The sequence below is a fragment of the Pseudomonas sp. 5Ae-yellow genome (assembly GCF_014077575.1).
Taxonomy (GTDB): domain Bacteria; phylum Pseudomonadota; class Gammaproteobacteria; order Pseudomonadales; family Pseudomonadaceae; genus Halopseudomonas; species Halopseudomonas neustonica.
In genome coordinates this window covers 81,941-100,488 of record NZ_JACGWE010000009.1, presented here as the reverse complement: position 1 = coordinate 100,488, position 18,548 = coordinate 81,941, and the positions used below count along the sequence as shown (strand labels likewise).

The window sequence follows — 18,548 nt, the reverse complement described above, 5'->3', positions numbered from 1 at the left end:
ATGACCGGGGGGAAATGCCAGATGCTGCTGCGTTGTTGCGCTGTCAGTTTATTGTGCCTTGTTACCGAGCTGGCCTTTGCGGCCGATATTCAGAGCGTTCGCCTGTGGCGTGCGCCAGATAACACGCGCTTGGTTTTTGATCTCAGTGGTCCGGCGGAGCACACGCTCTTTACGCTCTCAAACCCTGAACGCATCGTTATTGATATCAGTAATGCAAATTTCAACGCCGACACCTCAGCCCTTGCGTTGGCTAACACGCCCCTGACCGGGATGCGCTCTGCGCCGCGCAATGGTAAGGACCTGCGGGTGGTACTGGATCTGTCTTCGCAGGTTAATCCCAAGAGTTTTGTCCTGCCGCCCAACCAGCAGTATGGCAACCGCCTGGTCATTGACCTGTTTGATCAGGATGCCAGGCCGACTGCTGTTGCACCACCGCAAGCTCCTCAGGCTTCACCTCTGCCGCAGACGCCAACGCGCTCTGCGTCGGAAGCGGGTGAGCGCGATATTATTGTGGCGATTGATGCTGGCCACGGCGGCGAAGACCCGGGCGCCATTGGTTATGGTGGTGCACGTGAGAAGGAGGTGGTGCTAGCCATCGCCCGCGATCTCAAAGGCATGATTGATGCTGAACCGGGGTTTAGGGCTGAGTTGGTGAGGACGGGAGACTATTTTATTCCGTTGCGCAGACGTACCGAGATAGCCCGTCAGCATAACGCTGATCTGTTTATTTCCATTCACGCCGACGCCTTCACCCGTGCCAGCGCGAACGGTGCCTCCGTGTTCGCACTCTCGGATCGTGGTGCTACGTCCGAGACCGCTCGACTCTTGGCCGACCGAGAAAACCGCTCTGACTTGATCGGTGGTGTGGGCGGTGTCAGCCTTGATAACAAGGACCAGGTGCTTGCCAGTGTCTTGCTCGACCTGTCCATGACGGCGACGTTGTCGGCGAGTCTGGATGTGGGGCAGCAAGTGCTTTCGTCCGTAGGCCGGGTTAACTCGCTACACAAATCGCGGGTCGAGCAGGCTGGCTTTATGGTGCTTAAATCACCGGATATCCCATCTATCCTGGTTGAAACCGGTTTCATTTCCAATCCGGGTGAGGCGCGCAAGCTGGTTACGCGTAGCCATCAGCAGGCATTGGCACGCTCAATTCATTCTGGCGTAAAGAGTTTCTTTCATCGTAACCCGCCGCCCGGCACCCGTATTGCCGCACTCAAAGCCGGTGGCAAGCTTGCTCAGGGGCCTCGTGAGCATGTCGTGCGTCGTGGCGATAGCCTGTCCATGATTGCCAGTCTGTATCAGGTATCACTCAGCGGTCTGCGTAACGCCAATAATCTTTCCGACGACAATATACGAGTAGGGCAGGTACTTAAGGTGCCCGCCAGCAGCTTGCTCGTACAGAATCAAAACTGATATGACCCGAATTCAATTATTAAGCCCGCGACTGGCTAACCAGATCGCGGCGGGCGAGGTTGTGGAGCGTCCAGCCTCGGTCATCAAGGAATTGCTGGAGAATAGTCTGGATGCCGGTGCCAAGCGTATCGACATCGATATCGAGCAGGCTGGGGTCAAGCTGCTGCGGGTGCGTGACGATGGCAGCGGGATTGCTCAGGATGACTTGCCTCTTGCCCTGTCCCGCCATGCAACCAGCAAAATTCGTGATCTGGATGACCTGGAGCGAGTTGCCACTCTGGGCTTTCGGGGTGAGGCCTTGGCCTCGGTTAGTTCGGTCTCGCGGCTGACGCTAACCTCCTGTCCTGCGGGTAGCGATCAAGCCTGGCAGGTCGAGACCGAAGGGCGCGATATGGCGCCAAGCCTGCAGCCGGCTGCGCACCCGCAAGGCACCACCGTCGAGGTGCGTGATCTGTTTTTCAACACGCCAGCCCGGCGCAAGTTTCTGCGTACCGAGAAAACCGAATTCTCGCACCTTGAAGAGGTCGTCAAGCGCCTGGCGTTGTCACGTTTTGATGTGGCGTTTAGCCTCCGGCATAACGGCCGCAGTGTGTTCAGTTTACGGCCTGCGCATACCGAGCAAGAGGCGCGGCGACGCGTGGCTACCGTCTGCGGGCCGGCCTTCGTTGAGCAGTCGCGCTCTATCGATAACGAGCGCGCTGGGCTGCGGCTTTGGGGCTGGGTTGGGCTGCCTACCTTTTCTCGCAGTCAGGCGGATTTGCAATATTTCTTTGTCAACGGACGCATGATCAAGGACAAGCTGGTCGCGCATGCTGTGCGTCAGGCCTATCGTGACGTGCTATTCAATGGCCGTCATCCCACCTTTGTGCTGTTTATGGAGCTTGATCCCGGGGTGGTCGACGTCAACGTTCATCCGACCAAGCACGAAGTGCGTTTCCGTGATGGCCGCATGGTCCACGATTTTTTGTTTAGTACGCTGTATCGCGCACTGGCAGATCAGCGGCCCGGTGACGAGCCTGAGCAGGCAGATGCGTCATCCTCTGTCTCAGGGTTGACGTCACCGCCGGCTGCGCCTGCGACGAGCGGGCTGGACGCGGGCGTGTTTTCCGGGCAGCAATATATGTCGCTGAATGAGCCCTCTGCCGGCTGGCAGGCTGACAAGGGGGCAGTGCAGGGCGTTGGTTATGCCGCGCCTGCGCCGCCGCCCGCTGGCGCTGTTGCCGCCTACGCCAGCTTATATGGCGCTCAGCCGGGCGGCGAAAAAATGCCGGAACAAGCAGAGGGCGATATTCCGCCTCTGGGGTATGCCGTTGCTCAGCTGCATGGGGTTTATATTCTGGCGGAAAACAGTGCCGGTATGGTGGTAGTTGATATGCACGCCGCGCACGAACGTATCACTTATGAACGGCTCAAGCTGGCGATGGATCAGGAAGGTCTGCGTAGTCAGCCGCTGCTGGTGCCTGAAAGTCTGGCCGTCAGTCAGCGTGAAGCGGATTGTGCAGAAGAGCACGCAGACTGGTTTACCCGTCTGGGCATGTCGCTGCAGCGCGTGGGGCCGGAGTCGCTGGCGATTCGCGAAGTGCCGGCGCTGCTGCGGCAGGCACATGCAGAGCAGCTGGTGCGTGATGTTCTGAGTGATCTCCTGGAGTACGGCACCAGTGATCGTATTCAGGCACATTTGAACGAGTTGCTGGGCACTATGGCCTGTCATGGCTCAGTGCGGGCTAATCGGCGTCTGACGCTGGCCGAAATGAATGGGTTGCTGCGTGATATGGAGCAGACCGAGCGCAGCGGTCAGTGCAACCATGGGCGTCCCACCTGGACCCAAATGAGTATGGTGGAGCTGGATAAACTCTTCCTGCGCGGTCGGTGAAAAAAGTTGATGAGAGGAGGGCTCTGTGGCGTCCGCTAAGTTGCCGCCGGTCATGTGTCTGATGGGGCCTACGGCTTCTGGCAAGACCGAGTTGGCCATGCATTTGTATGACCATTTCCCCTGTGAGCTGGTAAGTGTGGATTCGGTATTGGTTTATCGTGGCATGGATATCGGCTCGGCTAAGCCCGATGCGCAGACCCTTGAGCGTTATCCACACCACCTGATCAATATTCTTGACCCTGCAGAAGCCTATTCAGCGGCCCGTTTTCGTGATGAGGTCACGCCGTTGCTGGCCGATATCACCTCACGTGGTCGTATCCCTTTGCTGGTTGGCGGCACCATGCTGTATTTCAAGGCGCTCGCCGGCGGCTTGGCGCAAATGCCGTCGGCTGATGCCGAGGTGCGAGCGCGGATTGCAGCGATGGCGCAGTCCGGTGGCTGGGAGTCTGTACACGCCGAGCTGGCGCGGGTTGACCCGGTGGCCGCAGAGCGCATACACCCGAATGACCCGCAGCGGATACAGCGTGCCTATGAGGTGTTTCTGCTAACTGGTATTACACTGTCACAAATGCATGCGGGCCAAGCAGCAGAAAAAGGCGGTGGTGACCGGTCGAACACGGCGGTTTTGCCTTATACTATGCACTATATGGCCGTTGCTCCGCAGGATCGATCTGTGCTGCACGAGCGAATTGCCGAACGTTTTGTCTTGATGATGAAACAAGGGCTGATTCCCGAGGTCGAATCTTTGCGAAATCGGGGAGACCTGAATTCCTCCATGCCGTCTATCAGAGCCGTTGGTTACCGACAGGTCTGGGACTTTCTGGATGGCAAGCTGGACGAAGCAGAGATGGTTGAACGGGGCATTATTGCGACGCGGCAATTGGCTAAGCGTCAGTTCACCTGGCTGCGTGGCTGGCACGCTGAAATCGATTGGCTTGATAGTTTGGATCCGAAAAGATTCGAGCTGGCCTTGAAAGCACTGAAAGAGGCCGCAATATAGAGTTCATCGGTGCTGATGCCCTGGATTTTGCAGTTAACTTGCCTGCTCGTCTTTTGGATAATGGACAAGCCGGCCAAATCGCATTATTACAATGCTTACAATTATTCGGTTTCCATTAAAGGAGTGAGGCAATGTCAAAAGGGCATTCACTACAAGACCCTTACCTGAACGTTCTGCGCAAGGAACGTGTCCCGGTATCCATCTATCTCGTTAACGGCATCAAGTTGCAGGGCCAGATCGAGTCATTCGACCAGTTTGTTATTCTGTTGAAAAATACAGTTAGCCAAATGGTGTATAAGCACGCGATCTCTACTGTTGTCCCCGGTCGTCCGGTACGTTTGCCGGTTGCTGCCGGTGGTGACGAAGAGGCTGAGGCCAGCAATCCCTGATGCTACAGGAGTTCTGATTGTTTTTTGAGCGGCATGAAGGGGGTGAACGAGCCGTTCTCGTTCACCTCGAAGGCCTGGATGACCAGCGCCGTGAAGACCCGCAGGAATTTTTAGAGCTGGTGCGTTCAGCCGGCGCTGAAAATGCGGCATTTATGACTATCCCTCGGCATCAACCGACACCCCGTTTCCTGATAGGTAGCGGCAAGGTGGAAGAGTTGCGGGCGCTGGTCAAGGCCAACGAAGGTGACGTGGTCATCTTCAATCATACCCTGACACCAAGTCAGGAGCGCAATCTTGAGCGTGAGCTGGAGTGTCGAGTAATCGACCGTACCGGCCTGATTCTGGATATTTTTGCGCAGCGCGCACGAACCCACGAAGGCAAGTTGCAGGTTGAGCTGGCACAGCTCGATCACCTAAGCACGCGTCTGGTTCGGGGTTGGACTCACCTTGAGCGTCAGAAAGGGGGTATCGGCCTGCGTGGTCCTGGTGAAACCCAGCTTGAGACGGATCGTCGTCTGTTACGGGTGCGTATCAAGCAGATTACCAAGCGGCTGGAGAAGGTGCGCAGCCAGCGCGACCAGGCGCGCCGCGCCAGGCGTCGGGCGGAAATTCCGGTGGTATCACTGGTTGGTTACACCAACGCGGGTAAATCGACGCTGTTCAATAAGCTCACCACGTCTGATGTTTATGCGGCGGATCAGTTGTTCGCGACGCTTGATCCTACGCTGCGGCGCGTTGAGTTGCCGGATATCGGGCCGGTCATTCTGGCTGATACCGTAGGCTTCATTCGCCATCTTCCGCACAAGCTGGTGGAGGCGTTCAGGGCCACGCTGGAGGAGTCCGCGCAGGCTGATCTGTTGATGCATGTCATTGATGCTGCAGATGACGATCGGCAGGAGAATATTCAGCAAGTGCATTCTGTGCTGGGTGAGATCGGCGCGATCGAGCTGCCCATGCTGGAGGTGTACAACAAAATCGATCTGATTGATGGTTTTGAGCCACAGTTGCAGCGCGATGAAGGCGGCAATATTGTCAGGGTCTGGATTTCAGCGCAGAAAGGGCTGGGGCTGGATCTGCTTGAGCAGGCGATTGCTGAACGTTTGGGTAACGATTTGGTGCAGGAGCGTGTCGTACTTGAGCATGCCGAAGCGCGATTGCGTGCCCAGTTCTACGCGGCGGGTGCGGTGCTCGGTGAGCAGACAGCAGACGATGGTCGTCAGCAGCTAGATCTGCGTCTGCAGCGTAGCGACTTCAATCGCTTGCTCAAACGTGAGGGTTGGTTACCAGAAGCATTTCTTCAGCAACATACTTTGCAATGAAAGCTTCCAGCTATGGTTCGCGCATGGCTGCTGGTTTACGGTAGGATTGCATCCTGATCTGGTTGTCCTTTAGGCAGCTGGAGCTTCGAACGGTTACAGACAACGGAGAACGCTATGGCCTGGAATGAGCCTGGTGGCGGAAATAATTCAAACGACCAGGATCCCTGGGGTAGCGGCGGCGGCAAGCGCGGCGGCAAGCAAGGTCCGCCGGATCTTGACGATGCGCTGCGCAAGTTGCAGGACAGCCTGAATAGTCTTTTCGGCTCCAGCAAGCGAGGCAGCGGCGGTAATGGTGGCGATCGCATTGGCGGTGGTGGCGGTATTCCCAAGGGGCTTTGGGCTATTGCTGGGCTGGTTGTGCTGGGCGTCTGGCTGTTTAACGCCGTATATATGGTCGATGAGCAGGAACAGGCGGTCATTCTGCGTTTCGGCGAATATGATCGTACGGTAGGTTCGGGTCTACACCTTTACTTCCCGCCCGTTGAACGCAAGTTTCAGCGCAACGTGACCCAGGTTCGCTCCTATCGACAGCAGGGGCAGATGCTGACTGAAGACGAGAATATCGTTGAGGTCCCGGTTGCCATTCAGTACCGCATCTCCAATCTGGAGAACTTCGTACTAATGGTTGAAGATCCTGAGACCAGCTTGCGTCATGCGACCGAAAGCGCGGTTCGTCACGTAGTGGGTTCTACGCCGATGCACCAGGTGCTGACCGAAGGGCGTGAGCAAATGGCGGTGGAAGTCACCGAGCGTTTGCAGCGTTACCTGGACAGTTACAACACCGGTATCGCGGTGACTCAGGTCAATATCGAAAATGCTCAGGCGCCAGCTGAGGTGCAGGACGCGTTTGATGACGTGATTCGCGCCAAAGAAGACGAGGTTCGCGAGCGCAATCAGGCAGAGGCTTACGCCAATGGCGTGATTCCTGAGGCGCGAGGCAAGGCTCAGCGGATGCTGGAAGAGGCCAATGGTTATCACGATGAAGTGATTGCCCGTGCAGAGGGTGAGGCTAAGCGCTTTGATCTGCTGGTTGAGCAATACCGCATCGCGCCGGAGGTACTGCGTGAGCGCATGTATCTCGATACGATGCAGGATGTGATGAGTAATAGCAGCAAGATTCTGGTTTCTGGCGGGGAGGGTAATAATAATCTGCTTTATCTGCCCTTGGATAAGCTGATGCAGCAATCGTCTGCTACTAGCTCCGCGTCTGGCGCTAGCGCGCCGACGATGAGCCAGAATGACTCGTCTCGTTCCAATTCTTCACAGCAGCGCGATCTGCGTTCCAGGGAGTCCCGCTGATGAGTAATAAATCCTTACTTGGCATCATTGTGCTGTTGGCTGCGCTGATTGTTGGTTGGAACAGCTTCTTTGTGGTGAATCAGACTGAGCGCGCCATAGTGCTGCAGTTTGGGCGAGTGGTAGACAGTGATGTGGCGCCCGGCCTGCACTTCAAGTTGCCCTTTGTGCAGGAAGCGCACCAATTTGATGGTCGCCTGTTGACGCTCGATACAGCTACCCAGCGTTATCTGACGCTGGAGAAGAAAGCGCTGATGGTGGATTCTTACGCCAAGTGGCGCATTGCCGATGTGCAGCGTTTTTACACGGCAACTTCTGGGTTGCGGGCGATTGCGGAAGAGCGCCTGTCCCGACAGCTCGAATCAGGTTTGCGTAACGAAGTCGCGCGCCGCACCTTGCATGAGGTGGTGTCCGGTGAGCGTGATCAGCTGATGGCCGATATTACTGCGACATTGGATGAGAGTGCGCGTCGTGAATTGGGCATCGAAGTGGTTGATGTGCGGGTTAAGGCGATTGATTTGCCTAACGAAGTTAACCGCAGCGTATTTGACCGCATGAGCACCGAGCGTGAGCGTGAGGCGCGCGAGCATCGCGCCAAAGGTCGGGAGCTGGGTGAAGGTATTCGTGCTGATGCTGACCGTCAGAAACGGGTAATCATTGCCGAAGCCTTCCGTGAATCGGAGAAAATACGCGGTGATGGTGATGCCAAGGCGGCAAAGATCTATGCCGAAGCCTACACCAAAGATCCTGAGTTCTACGCGTTTTCTCGCAGTCTGCAAGCCTATCGCGAAAGCTTTGCCAGCAAGTCTGATGTGCTGGTGCTTGATCCCGAAAGTGATTTCTTCAAGTACCTGCAAGGTAAGTCTCGCCAGCCCTGAGGCGAGACTTAAGCAAAGGGGCGTCCACTGAGTGGATCGCCCCTTTTTTCTTGTCTGGATGGTGAGGTTGGGCAAGTAAAGCCACGGGTGTCGTGACTATAAAACGTGTTACACTTGCGCAGCCGGGAATTCCCGGCTTTTTTGTGACCGGCCTATTCTGTTTGGTGCTGCCGATCGTCTATGCGAACGGCGGCTTTTATATCGCTGGTCACGGGGCTTGAGCTACAGACTCAAGTCAGACCGCAAGCCTAGTTCACTGTGTATGAAAAGGTTGTCAAAATGCCGACTGTAGATCGCTGGCTGTTGCCGGATGGTATTGACGAGGTGCTGCCCGCGGAGGCCGCCCGTATCGAAGCTGCCCGCCGACAGTTGCTTGATCTGTTCTCCTGCTGGGGTTATGACCTGGTCATTACACCGCACATCGAATATCTGGAATCCCTGTTGACCGGTGCCGGTCACGACCTCGAACTGCAAACCTTCAAGATGACCGACCAGCTGTCCGGTCGGATGCTTGGGCTGCGTGCCGATATTACACCGCAGGTTGCGCGCATTGACGCGCATACCCTGGGCGCAGAAGGTCCGTCGCGCCTGTGTTATTGCGGTAGCGTGCTACATACCTTGCCGCGGCCGTTATCGACCGCGCGTAGCCTGATTCAACTGGGTGCAGAGCTGTATGGTGATGCCTCCAGCACCAGCGATATAGAAGTGATTTCGCTGATGCTGGAAACTCTTTCCAGTTGTCAGGTAGAAGGAGTGCATCTGGATATCGGTCATGTCGGTATCTATCGCGGCCTGGTTCAGGCCGCAGGTGTTGGCGAGGCTACCGAGCGTGCCTTGTTTGATGCGCTGCAACGCAAGGCGGTAGATGAGGTTAATCAGCTGGCTGCGGGTATTGAGCAGTCTTCGCTGGCGGCCATGCTTTGCAGCCTGGTTGAGTTGTCCGGTGGTGTTGAGGTGCTGGATCGTGCGCACGCTCTGCTGGATGGTGCGCCGGAGTCGGTCATGGCTGCGCTGGATGATCTGGCTGAAATTGCCCAGGTATTGGCGCGTCGTTACCCGCATATTCCACTGTACTTCGACCTGGGTGAGTTGCGTGGCTATCATTACCACACGGGTGTGGTGTTTGCCGCGTTTGTGCCGGGTGTTGGCCAGAGTGTCGCCCAGGGTGGTCGTTACGACGATATCGGCAGCGATTTTGGGCGCGCGCGCCCGGCTACTGGTTTTTCTACCGATCTGCGTTGCCTGGTGCAGCGCGGCAGTATCGGGCTGGCTCAAAAAGGCTCGGCCATCTGGGCTCCTCACAGTAACGAAGCTGGGCTGCATGACAAGATCGCAGTGCTCCGTCAGCAGGGTGAGCGAGTGATAGTGGCGCTGCCGGGCCAATCAAGTATCGAAGCGGCTGATTATGGCTGTGATCGCGTGCTCGCCTTTCAGGTGGGTTCGTGGTCAGTAACTGAATTGAATTCGTGATTCCCTGGCCGCAAGGCCAATTAATTTCTAGCGAGGCATGGGCTGAACATGGGTAAGAATGTTGTCATCCTGGGTACCCAGTGGGGCGATGAGGGCAAGGGCAAGATTGTTGACTTGCTGACTGATCAGGTTGCTGCGGTAGTGCGTTATCAGGGAGGTCACAATGCTGGCCATACCCTGGTTATTGATGGTGAGAAGACCGTACTCCACCTGATCCCCTCCGGCATTCTGCGCGAGAACGTTCGCTGTTTTATCGGTAACGGCGTTGTGCTTTCGCCTGAGGCATTGCTGAAAGAGTTGAAAGAGCTCGAGGCCAAGGGTGTTCCTGTGCGTGAGCGCCTGCGTATCAGCCCTGCTTGTCCGCTGATTCTGCCTTATCACGTTGCACTGGATCAGGCGCGTGAGAAGGCGCGTGGTGAGGCCAAGATCGGGACCACTGGTCGCGGTATCGGGCCAGCCTATGAGGATAAGGTGTCTCGCCGTGGCCTGCGTGTAGCGGATCTTTTTCATCGCGAACGCTTTGCTGCCAAGTTGGGTGAGGTTCTGGATTACCATAACTTTGCGCTCCAGCATTATTACAAGGTTGAGCCGGTCGACTTCCAGAAGACGCTGGATGAGGCTCTTGGGTATGCGGACTGGCTTGCGCCACTGATGACTGATGTGACGGCTCGTCTGCATGAGTTGCGTCGCGAAGGCGCGAATATCATGTTTGAAGGCGCGCAAGGTTCGTTGCTGGATATCGACCATGGTACCTACCCCTTTGTAACCAGTTCCAACACTACCGCTGGTGGTACGGCTACCGGCTCTGGCTTTGGTCCGCTCTATCTCGACTATGTGTTGGGTATTACCAAGGCGTATACCACTCGTGTGGGTTCGGGTCCTTTCCCTACCGAGCTCTTTGATGCTGTGGGTGCGCGTCTGGCTGAGCGTGGTCACGAGTTCGGTTCGACTACCGGGCGGGCGCGGCGCTGTGGTTGGTTTGATGCGGTTATCTTGCGTCGGGCAATGGAGATCAACAGTATCAGTGGTCTGTGTCTGACCAAGCTGGATGTGCTGGATGGTTTGGATGTTATTCGCATCTGTGTTGGTTACCGTAATGAGCATGGCGATGTGATCGAAGCGCCTACCGATGCTGATAGCTATATCGGGCTTGAGCCGGTCTACGAGGATATGCCGGGCTGGGAAGACTCTACCCTGGGTGTCAGGACGCTTGAGGGTTTGCCGGCTAATGCGCGCGCTTACATCACGCGTATTGAGGAGTTGGTAGGGGCGCCGATCGATCTTATTTCGACTGGGCCCGACCGCAATGAGACTGTTATTTTGCGTCAGGTCTTTGCTGACTGATGAAAATGCGGTAAAGAAAAGGCGCCTGAGGGCGCCTTTTTTTGTGTCGCCTGTTTATGAGTGAGGCGGCGAGGTAGGGTTAAATCATTTATTTCAGGCATAAAAAAACCGAGAATAATCTCGGTTTTTTTGAATTGGTGCCCAGGAGAAGACTCGAACTTCCACGGCCGTAAGGCCACTAGCACCTGAAGCTAGCGTGTCTACCAATTTCACCACCTGGGCATGTCTTGCGAATCTGCTGCTATGCTGAACCTGTGGTTCTTGCTGCTGCCGTTTCGTGCTGCTGCCGTTTCGTGCTGACGGCGCGAATATTACGTAGGCAGAATGATCTTGTAAACCCCTGGCGAGAAAAAAATTTATTGGAGGAAACAGGTGCATATAGACTTGATTCGCGGTTCAATAGGCGTCTATGACGAAAAAAGATCAATCCAAAGCCTCGGCCAAGCCGTCGAGCAAATCTACACCTTCCCAGGCCACTTCCATGAATAATGAGTGGATCCAGCAGGATCCGGAAGCTCGGCGCGAAGCGGAAAAATACGACAACCCCATCCCTAGTCGTGAGCTTATCCTGCAATTGCTGGAGACCCGTGGCGCGCCCGCCACGCGAGCTCAGTTGCAGCAGGAGTTCGCTCTGCAGGATGAGGATAGCATCGAAGCGCTGCGCCGCCGCCTACGTGCCATGGAGCGCGATGGGCAGCTTATTTACACCCGCCGGGGCGCGTATGCGCCAGTCGATAAACTCGACCTGATCCGCGGTCGCGTGCAAGGGCATCGCGACGGGTTTGGTTTTCTGGTGCCTGATGAGGGGACTGAAGACCTGTTTCTTGGGCCCTCGCAGATGCGACTGGTATTCGATGGTGACCGGGTTCTGGGTCGCGTTACCGGCGTTGACCGTCGCGGTCGCAGCGAAGGCGCGGTCGTTGAGGTGTTGGAGCGTGCTCATGAAATTCTCGTGGGTCGCTATTACGAAGAAAACGGCATCAGCTTCGTTGTTGCCGATAATGCAAAAATAAATCAGGACGTGCTGATTCCGCCGGGCGCCAATATGGGTGCCAAGCACGGTCAGTATGCGGAAGTGCGTATCACCCAATGGCCTACGATGAGTCGGCAGGCGCAGGGCGAGGTAATTGAGGTGGTGGGCGACTACATGGCGCCCGGTATGGAGATCGAGGTCGCGCTGCGTAGCTACGATATTCCTAGCGAATGGCCGCAGGCGGTTATTGACGAGGCTAGCAAGCTCAAAGACTTCGTCGAAGAGAAAGACAAGCAAAAACGTGTTGATCTGCGCCATTTGCCGCTGGTTACTATCGACGGCGAAGATGCGCGTGATTTTGATGATGCGCTCTATTGCGAGCCGCATAAGCCCAGTGGCTGGCGTTTGTTTTCTGGTGGCTGGAAGCTCTATGTCGCCATCGCGGACGTCTCACACTATGTCCCGCTTGGGTCGGCGCTGGACGAGGAGGCGGAGTTGCGCGGTACCTCTGTCTACTTCCCAAGCCAGGTTATTCCCATGCTGCCAGAGGCCATCTCCAATGGTCTTTGCTCGCTTAATCCGCATGTGGATCGCTTGGCGATGGTCTGTGAGATGACGCTGTCCAAGGCCGGTGAGCTCACTGATTATCAGTTTTATGAGGCGGTAATCCACTCGCATGCACGGCTGACCTATAACAAGGTGTCTTCCATGCTGGAGCATGGCCGTAGTCGTGAAGGCAAGGCTTTGCGTGAAGAGTATTGTGAAGTAGTGCCGCATCTTGAGAGTCTGTACGAGCTTTATAAAGCTTTGGCTAAGGCGCGCCAGGGGCGTGGTGCCATCGACTTTGAGACCACTGAAACGCGCATGATCTTTGGTGATGATCGCAAACTGGTCGATATCAAGCCGACTACTCGCAACGATGCTCACAAGATCGTTGAGGAGTGCATGCTGAGCGCCAACGTGGCGACTGCGCGCTTCCTGCAGGATCTTGAGTTGCCGGGCTTGTATCGTGTGCACGATGCGCCGCAAGCGGAGAAGGTCGAGCGTTTGCGCCAGTTTTTGAATGCGCAAGGTCTGAGTTTGACGCGCAAGAAAGGTGATCCCACACCGGAAGACTACAGTGCGGTTCTGGCCAAGGTGCAAGGTCGGCCTGATGCGCAGTTGATTCAGACAGTGATGCTGCGCTCGCTTAGTCAGGCGGTTTATAGTCCGGATAATGCAGGGCACTTCGGCTTGAATTACGAGGCCTATACGCACTTTACGTCACCCATCCGACGCTATCCCGATCTCCTGGCGCACCGCGCCATTCGCAGTGTCGTGCGTTCACGGCGCACCACCGATCTGGTCAAGCGCTGCGGCGCGCCGGTTGTGCCCAAGGCAAAAGTCTATCCTTATGATCACGCGCGCCTGACGGAGCTTGGCGAGCAGTGCTCTAAGCACGAGCGCCGGGCGGACGAGGCTTCGCGCGATGTTGTCAGCTGGCTCAAATGTGAGTTCATGCAGGACCGAGTCGGTGAGTCATTCGATGGTCTGGTGACAGCTGCTACCAGCTTTGGTCTGTTCATCGAGCTGACCGATATTTACGTTGAGGGCTTGCTGCACATCACGGCACTGCCGGCAGACTATTACAACTTTGATGCTGTGCATCACTGTTTGACTGGTGAGCGTTCTGGTCGCAAGTTCCGGCTTGGCGATCCTGTGCGGGTGCAAGTGGCTCGTGTCGACCTGGATGAGCGCAAGATTGACTTCGAAATGGCGGCGGATCAGTCGCAGCCTGAGCCTGATCGCAAGGTCTCTGCCAGTCGCGCTGTGCGCGAGAAGCTGCTTGCTGAGGCGCGTCAGGCCTCGGGCGAGGGCAAGAAGAAGGCCAAGTCCGCTGGGCGTGGCCCGTCCAGCAAGCCTGCTGGAGGTGCTCCTCGGAAATCAGCCAAGCCGGCCGGAGACGTTAAGGCGCCCAGCGGTAAGACTGAGTCTGCTTCGCGCGGTCCGCGCAAGCGTAAGCCGAAGCAGTGAGTGAGAGTGTGGTATGAGCGATCTTGAGCAGGTTTTTGGTGTTCATGCGGTGCAGGCTTTGCTGGAGCGCAGCCCAAAAAGGGTGAGGCGGCTATTGTTGCCGTCTGGGCGTCTCAATGAGCGGCAGCAGGCGCTGCTGGAGCAAGCAGGTTCCGCGAGTATTGCTGTCCAGCGCGTCGCCGCTGATGAGCTGGGTAAGCTGTCTGAAGGCGTGCATCAAGGTGTGATAGCCGAGGTGACCGCCAGTCAGGTGTGGTCAGAGGAGATGCTGACGCACTTGCTCGACCGGTTGGACGGTGTACCTTTGTTGTTGGTGTTGGACGGTGTGACCGACCCGCACAACCTGGGTGCCTGTTTGCGCAGTGCCGATGCGGCGGGCGTGCAGGCGGTGATTGTGCCGCGTGACCGCTCTGCCAGTTTGACCCCGGTGGTGCGTAAGGTTGCCTGTGGTGCTGCCGAGACCGTACCTCTGGTCGCGGTCACCAATCTGGCGCGCACGCTCAAGCAGCTGCAGCAGCGTGGTCTCTGGGTTGTTGGTACCGCTGGCGAGGCGCAGCAGTTTATCTATCAGGTTGATCTCAAGGTGCCCTCGGTGATTGTGATGGGTGCAGAGGGCGCAGGCATGCGCCGTCTGACCCGCGAGAACTGTGACTATCTTGCGCGTCTGCCCATGGCTGGTGCCGTGAGCAGTCTCAATGTGTCTGTTGCTGCGGGAGTCTGTTTGTTTGAGGCGGTCCGTCAACGCTTGCCAGCCTAGTATCTGCACCCGGATTGCATGCTCTGGTCCGGGTTTTGCAATTAATTCCCTTTTAGCTTGCCTCTGACAGGCGCCTTCACTAGAATGGCCGCCCCAAACCTATGTTCCACTCCTTGCCAGACCATATTTGGATGGCTGGCTATAACCCGTAAGGAGCTTTTATGCGTCATTACGAAATCGTTTTTCTGGTTCATCCAGACCAGAGTGAGCAGGTTAACGCGATGGTTGAGCGTTACACCAAGCTGATCGAAGAAGACGGCGGCAAAATGCACCGTCTGGAAGATTGGGGCCGCCGTCAACTGGCTTACCCTATCGACAAGATCCACAAAGCACACTACATCCTCATGAATGTTGAGTGCAGCGCTAAAGCGTTGGAAGAACTGACTGAAAACTTCCGTTATAACGATGCCGTTATCCGTAACATGGTAATGCGTCGCGATGAAGCGGTTACTGAACAGTCCGACATGCTCAAGTCTGAAGAGAGTGGTCGTGGTGAGCGTCGTGAGCGTCGTGAGCGCAGCGATGACAACGACGACAACAGCTCCAACGATGACGCTGATAACAGCGACGACACCGATGATAACGGTGACGACGAGTAAGTTTTCCCAGTTCACATTCCAGAATTAAGGAGACGCTGCCATGGCACGTTTTTTCCGTCGCAGAAAGTTCTGCCGTTTTACCGCTGAAGGCGTTAAAGAGATTGATTACAAAGATCTCAACACTCTGAAAGCCTATGTCACCGAGACCGGCAAGATCGTTCCTAGCCGTATTACCGGTACCAAGGCCAAGTATCAGCGTCAGCTGGCTGTTGCTATCAAGCGCGCCCGCTACCTGGCACTGCTGCCTTACACCGACGGCCACGGTCGTTGATTGGTAGTCAAAAGTAAGTAATCAGGAAGCGCGATCCAAATGCAGGGCTTGGCGGAATACATAATGCGCGGCCGTCGGCAGGCAACCCTAGTGGTTGGTCTGTCGGTCGCAATTCCCCTGTTGTTCTGGTTTGGTGCAGTGGTGCTGGCGCTGGTCATCCTGCGCCGCGGCCTGTCGGAAGGTGCCCCGGTTGTAATCTGGGGTGGTTTACCGGCTTTGGCTTGGGCGATGTTGGGCGATCCTACACCCTTGTTGTTGGTGTTAGGTACAGCGCTGCTGGCCAGTCTGTTGCGCGAGCGCAATGATTGGTCGCTGGTCGTATTGGCCGCCGCACCCTTGGGGTTGATATACGCGCTGATATTGTTGGCGATGTTGCATGAGCCCATGGTGGTTCTGGCTAACGAGCTGCAAGGTATGATGCCTAAGGTACTTGGCGAGCTGGGTAAGGATTTGAGCGAGGCCGATATGGCCCGTCTGCAGAGTCTGATGTTGCCCATACTTGCAGGTTTGACTGGCGCTGTTCATGCTTTGTTGACGTTGGCTAGTTTGATTCTGGCTCGTGCATGGCAGGCAAGACTGTTTAATCCGGGTGGATTTCGCGAGGAATTTCATCAGTTGCGGTTGAAGCCCTGGATGGCGGTCAGTCTGTTGTTGCTGGTCTTTGTCGCACCGCAGTTTGGCGACATGGCGGTAGTGGCGCCGGTTTCGACCGTGCCTTTGCTACTGGCTGGACTGGCCTTGATACACGGCATTGTCGGTATCAAGCAATTGAGCCTGGCCTGGTTGATAGCGATGTATGTCGCACTGCTGTTTGCCTCGCAAGCAGCAGTGCCCCTGATTATGCTTTTGGCGTTTATTGATAGTCTGTTTGATTTCCGCTCTCGCCTGAAACCGGAAAACGGTTTAGGTGGCGACGACGAATCAAACGGTCAAGGTTGAATTTAAGAGGTCATCGCAATGGAAGTTATCCTGCTCGAAAAGATCGCGAATCTGGGTAACCTGGGCGACAAGGTCGCTGTTAAGGCTGGTTACGCTCGCAATTTCCTGCTGCCTTTTGGCAAGGCTACTCCGGCTACTGCAGCCAACGTAGAAGCCTTTGAAGCGCGCCGCGCTGAGCTGGAAAAAATCGCTGCCGAGAAGAAAGCTGGAGCCGACGCGCGCGCCGCCAAGCTGGCTGATCTGTCAGTTACCATCACTGCCAATGCTGGCGAAGAAGGTAAGCTGTTCGGTTCTATCGGTACTCGTGATATTGCTGACGCAGTGACTGCGGCTGGCGTTGAAATCGAGAAGAGCGAAGTTCGTCTGCCTGAAGGTCCGCTTCGTAATGTCGGTGAGTTTGATGTTGTTGTGCAACTGCACAGCGATGTTGAAACCACCGTCAAGCTGATCGTCGTCGCTGGCTAACAGCGGCTGCAGCGCGTGTTCGAGGCTTTACGGTCTCGGATGCTTTAACCGCGCTTTGCAGTTAGACTTGTCAACACGGCGCTTGTCTCCGACAGGCGCCGTGTTGTTGTTTTTGTCTATGCCGTCCTGAGCCCAAGTCCATGACCGAATCGCAATACTCCGCACGTCCCGAGCTGGATCTACAGACCTCCGCGTTGAAGATTCCGCCGCACTCCATTGAGGCTGAACAGGCCGTATTGGGTGGCGTGATGCTGGAGAACACAGCCTGGGAGCGCGTGGCTGAGCTGCTTACCGAAAGTGACTTTTATCGCCATGATCACCGGTTGATCTTCAAGGCCTTGAAACGTCTGGCAGACCGTAATCAGCCGTTCGATGTGGTTACCCTAGCAGAGGATCTGGACAAGGAAGGGCTAAACGACCAAGTCGGTGGTTTGGCGTATCTCGGGCAGCTGGCGAAGAACACGCCCTCAGTTGCCAATATCAGTGCTTATGCGCAGATCATTCGTGAGCGTTCCACGCTACGACAGTTGATCAGCGTGAGTAGTGATATTGCCGACACGGCATTCAACCCCAAGGGAATGCAGTCCAGCGAAGTGCTGGATGAAGCCGAGCGCAAGATTTTTTCGATCGCTGAAAGCCGTCCAAAAACGGGTGGCCCAGAGGGCGTTAACGCGCTGCTGGCCAAGGCGATCGATCGTATTGATACGCTGTTTAACAGTGAAGGCTCTATTACCGGGCTATCGACCGGGTTCACTGATCTCGACAACATGACCTCAGGCTTGCAGCCCTCCGATCTGATTATCGTCGCCGGTCGTCCCTCTATGGGCAAAACCACCTTCGCGATGAATCTGGTCGAGAACGCGGTCATGCGTAGTGAAAAAGCGGTGCTGGTATTCTCGCTAGAGATGCCAGGTGACTCGCTGATCATGCGTATGTTGTCGTCTCTGGGTCGTATTGATCAGACCAAAGTGCGGTCCGGTCGTTTGGATGATGAGGATTGGCCTCGGCTCACGTCTGCGGTCAATATGTTGAATGATCGCAAGCTCTTCATCGACGATACCGCGGGCCTTTCGCCGATGGAAATGCGCGCTCGGGCTCGTCGTGTTGTGCGTGAACACGGCGATCTCGGGTTGATCATGATCGATTATCTTCAGTTGATGCGCATCGGTGGCGCGTCTTCTGAGAACCGTACTAACGAGATTTCGGAAATCTCGCGCTCGCTGAAGGCTCTGGCCAAGGAATTCAACGTCCCTGTGGTCGCGCTTTCGCAGCTTAACCGCTCGCTTGAGCAGCGCCCAAATAAGCGTCCTATCAACTCTGACCTGCGTGAGTCTGGTGCAATCGAGCAGGACGCCGACGTCATCATGTTTGTTTATCGGGATGAGGTTTATCACCCTGATACGCAGGACAAAGGTATTGCCGAGTTGATTATCGGTAAGCAGCGTAACGGTCCTATCGGTACCGCACGCATGGCGTTTCTGGGCAAATACACCCGTTTTGAAAACCTGGCGCCCGGCTCATATTCCGGCTACGGGGATCTGGAGTAATC

At 56.0% G+C, this 18,548-nt stretch carries 16 protein-coding genes and 1 tRNA gene; 16 read left to right on the top strand and 1 reads right to left on the bottom strand.

The window, feature by feature from the left end; translation table 11 throughout:
• The 9 genes from H4J77_RS08125 to H4J77_RS08085 all read left to right on the top strand — a co-directional run bounded on the left by H4J77_RS08125 (position 1) and on the right by H4J77_RS08085 (position 10,982).
• A complete protein-coding gene (locus H4J77_RS08125; protein ID WP_218565688.1) occupies positions 1-1,413 on the top strand; it encodes an N-acetylmuramoyl-L-alanine amidase in 1,413 nt (470 codons plus the stop codon).
• Between the two features lies 1 nt (position 1,414).
• Positions 1,415-3,286: a DNA mismatch repair endonuclease MutL gene (gene mutL / locus H4J77_RS08120; protein ID WP_123887648.1), complete on the top strand. Its 1,872-nt coding sequence runs from the start codon at positions 1,415-1,417 to the stop codon at positions 3,284-3,286.
• A gap of 61 nt (positions 3,287-3,347) precedes the next feature.
• Positions 3,348-4,286, top strand: a complete 939-nt coding sequence (miaA, locus tag H4J77_RS08115) for a tRNA (adenosine(37)-N6)-dimethylallyltransferase MiaA (RefSeq protein ID WP_218565687.1) — start codon at positions 3,348-3,350, stop codon at positions 4,284-4,286.
• A gap of 131 nt (positions 4,287-4,417) precedes the next feature.
• Positions 4,418-4,675, top strand: a complete 258-nt coding sequence (gene hfq / locus H4J77_RS08110; protein ID WP_123887649.1) for an RNA chaperone Hfq — start codon at positions 4,418-4,420, stop codon at positions 4,673-4,675.
• A gap of 17 nt (positions 4,676-4,692) precedes the next feature.
• A complete protein-coding gene (gene hflX / locus H4J77_RS08105) occupies positions 4,693-5,994 on the top strand; it encodes a ribosome rescue GTPase HflX (protein WP_123887650.1) in 1,302 nt (433 codons plus the stop codon).
• A 114-nt stretch (positions 5,995-6,108) separates the two neighbouring features.
• A complete protein-coding gene (gene hflK, locus H4J77_RS08100; RefSeq protein ID WP_123887651.1) occupies positions 6,109-7,293 on the top strand; it encodes an FtsH protease activity modulator HflK in 1,185 nt (394 codons plus the stop codon).
• Positions 7,293-8,168, top strand: a complete 876-nt coding sequence (gene hflC, locus H4J77_RS08095; RefSeq protein WP_123887652.1) for a protease modulator HflC — start codon at positions 7,293-7,295, stop codon at positions 8,166-8,168. The genes hflK and hflC overlap by 1 nt, the downstream gene beginning before the upstream one ends.
• Positions 8,169-8,447: 279 nt before the next feature.
• Positions 8,448-9,638: an ATP phosphoribosyltransferase regulatory subunit gene (locus H4J77_RS08090; protein WP_123887653.1), complete on the top strand. Its 1,191-nt coding sequence runs from the start codon at positions 8,448-8,450 to the stop codon at positions 9,636-9,638.
• Between the two features lie 48 nt (positions 9,639-9,686).
• A complete protein-coding gene (locus H4J77_RS08085) occupies positions 9,687-10,982 on the top strand; it encodes an adenylosuccinate synthase (protein WP_123887654.1) in 1,296 nt (431 codons plus the stop codon).
• Between the two features lie 135 nt (positions 10,983-11,117).
• Here H4J77_RS08085 and H4J77_RS08080 read toward each other — a convergent pair.
• A tRNA-Leu gene (locus tag H4J77_RS08080) sits at positions 11,118-11,204 on the bottom strand.
• A 259-nt stretch (positions 11,205-11,463) separates the two neighbouring features.
• Here H4J77_RS08080 and rnr point away from each other — a divergent pair.
• From rnr to dnaB, 7 genes are all read left to right on the top strand, one after another.
• Positions 11,464-13,968 (top strand): ribonuclease R, encoded by a 2,505-nt coding sequence (gene rnr, locus H4J77_RS08075; protein ID WP_123887655.1) that lies wholly within the window; start codon positions 11,464-11,466, stop codon positions 13,966-13,968.
• Between the two features lie 13 nt (positions 13,969-13,981).
• Complete coding sequence (gene rlmB / locus H4J77_RS08070) at positions 13,982-14,725, top strand: 23S rRNA (guanosine(2251)-2'-O)-methyltransferase RlmB (protein ID WP_123887656.1); 744 nt, start codon at positions 13,982-13,984, stop codon at positions 14,723-14,725.
• A 161-nt stretch (positions 14,726-14,886) separates the two neighbouring features.
• Positions 14,887-15,324, top strand: a complete 438-nt coding sequence (rpsF, locus tag H4J77_RS08065; protein ID WP_123887657.1) for a 30S ribosomal protein S6 — start codon at positions 14,887-14,889, stop codon at positions 15,322-15,324.
• Between the two features lie 40 nt (positions 15,325-15,364).
• Positions 15,365-15,595: a 30S ribosomal protein S18 gene (gene rpsR / locus H4J77_RS08060; RefSeq protein WP_083723771.1), complete on the top strand. Its 231-nt coding sequence runs from the start codon at positions 15,365-15,367 to the stop codon at positions 15,593-15,595.
• Between the two features lie 63 nt (positions 15,596-15,658).
• Positions 15,659-16,534, top strand: coding sequence for a hypothetical protein (locus tag H4J77_RS08055; protein ID WP_123887658.1), 876 nt, complete (start codon positions 15,659-15,661; stop codon positions 16,532-16,534).
• An 18-nt stretch (positions 16,535-16,552) separates the two neighbouring features.
• Positions 16,553-16,999 carry a 50S ribosomal protein L9 gene (rplI, locus tag H4J77_RS08050; RefSeq protein WP_123887659.1) on the top strand — a complete coding sequence of 149 codons (447 nt, stop codon included), beginning with the start codon at positions 16,553-16,555 and terminating at the stop codon, positions 16,997-16,999.
• 140 nt (positions 17,000-17,139) lie between these two features.
• Positions 17,140-18,546 (top strand): replicative DNA helicase, encoded by a 1,407-nt coding sequence (dnaB, locus tag H4J77_RS08045; RefSeq protein ID WP_123887660.1) that lies wholly within the window; start codon positions 17,140-17,142, stop codon positions 18,544-18,546.
• Positions 18,547-18,548 lie beyond the last annotated feature (2 nt).

What these genes read in the sequence shown, in the direction of transcription:
- hflC (WP_123887652.1), top strand. Translation starts at nt 7,293, where the DNA reads ATGAGTAATAAATCCTTACTTGGCATCATTGTGCTGTTGGCTGCGCTG.
- rpsF (WP_123887657.1), top strand. Translation starts at nt 14,887, where the DNA reads ATGCGTCATTACGAAATCGTTTTTCTGGTTCATCCAGACCAGAGTGAG.
- mutL (WP_123887648.1), top strand. Translation starts at nt 1,415, where the DNA reads ATGACCCGAATTCAATTATTAAGCCCGCGACTGGCTAACCAGATCGCG.
- H4J77_RS08090 (WP_123887653.1), top strand. Translation starts at nt 8,448, where the DNA reads ATGCCGACTGTAGATCGCTGGCTGTTGCCGGATGGTATTGACGAGGTG.
- dnaB (WP_123887660.1), top strand. Translation starts at nt 17,140, where the DNA reads ATGACCGAATCGCAATACTCCGCACGTCCCGAGCTGGATCTACAGACC.
- hflK (WP_123887651.1), top strand. Translation starts at nt 6,109, where the DNA reads ATGGCCTGGAATGAGCCTGGTGGCGGAAATAATTCAAACGACCAGGAT.
- H4J77_RS08085 (WP_123887654.1), top strand. Translation starts at nt 9,687, where the DNA reads ATGGGTAAGAATGTTGTCATCCTGGGTACCCAGTGGGGCGATGAGGGC.
- rplI (WP_123887659.1), top strand. Translation starts at nt 16,553, where the DNA reads ATGGAAGTTATCCTGCTCGAAAAGATCGCGAATCTGGGTAACCTGGGC.
- H4J77_RS08125 (WP_218565688.1), top strand. Translation starts at nt 1, where the DNA reads ATGACCGGGGGGAAATGCCAGATGCTGCTGCGTTGTTGCGCTGTCAGT.
- H4J77_RS08055 (WP_123887658.1), top strand. Translation starts at nt 15,659, where the DNA reads ATGCGCGGCCGTCGGCAGGCAACCCTAGTGGTTGGTCTGTCGGTCGCA.
- rnr (WP_123887655.1), top strand. Translation starts at nt 11,464, where the DNA reads ATGAATAATGAGTGGATCCAGCAGGATCCGGAAGCTCGGCGCGAAGCG.
- rpsR (WP_083723771.1), top strand. Translation starts at nt 15,365, where the DNA reads ATGGCACGTTTTTTCCGTCGCAGAAAGTTCTGCCGTTTTACCGCTGAA.
- hfq (WP_123887649.1), top strand. Translation starts at nt 4,418, where the DNA reads ATGTCAAAAGGGCATTCACTACAAGACCCTTACCTGAACGTTCTGCGC.
- rlmB (WP_123887656.1), top strand. Translation starts at nt 13,982, where the DNA reads ATGAGCGATCTTGAGCAGGTTTTTGGTGTTCATGCGGTGCAGGCTTTG.
- miaA (WP_218565687.1), top strand. Translation starts at nt 3,348, where the DNA reads ATGGGGCCTACGGCTTCTGGCAAGACCGAGTTGGCCATGCATTTGTAT.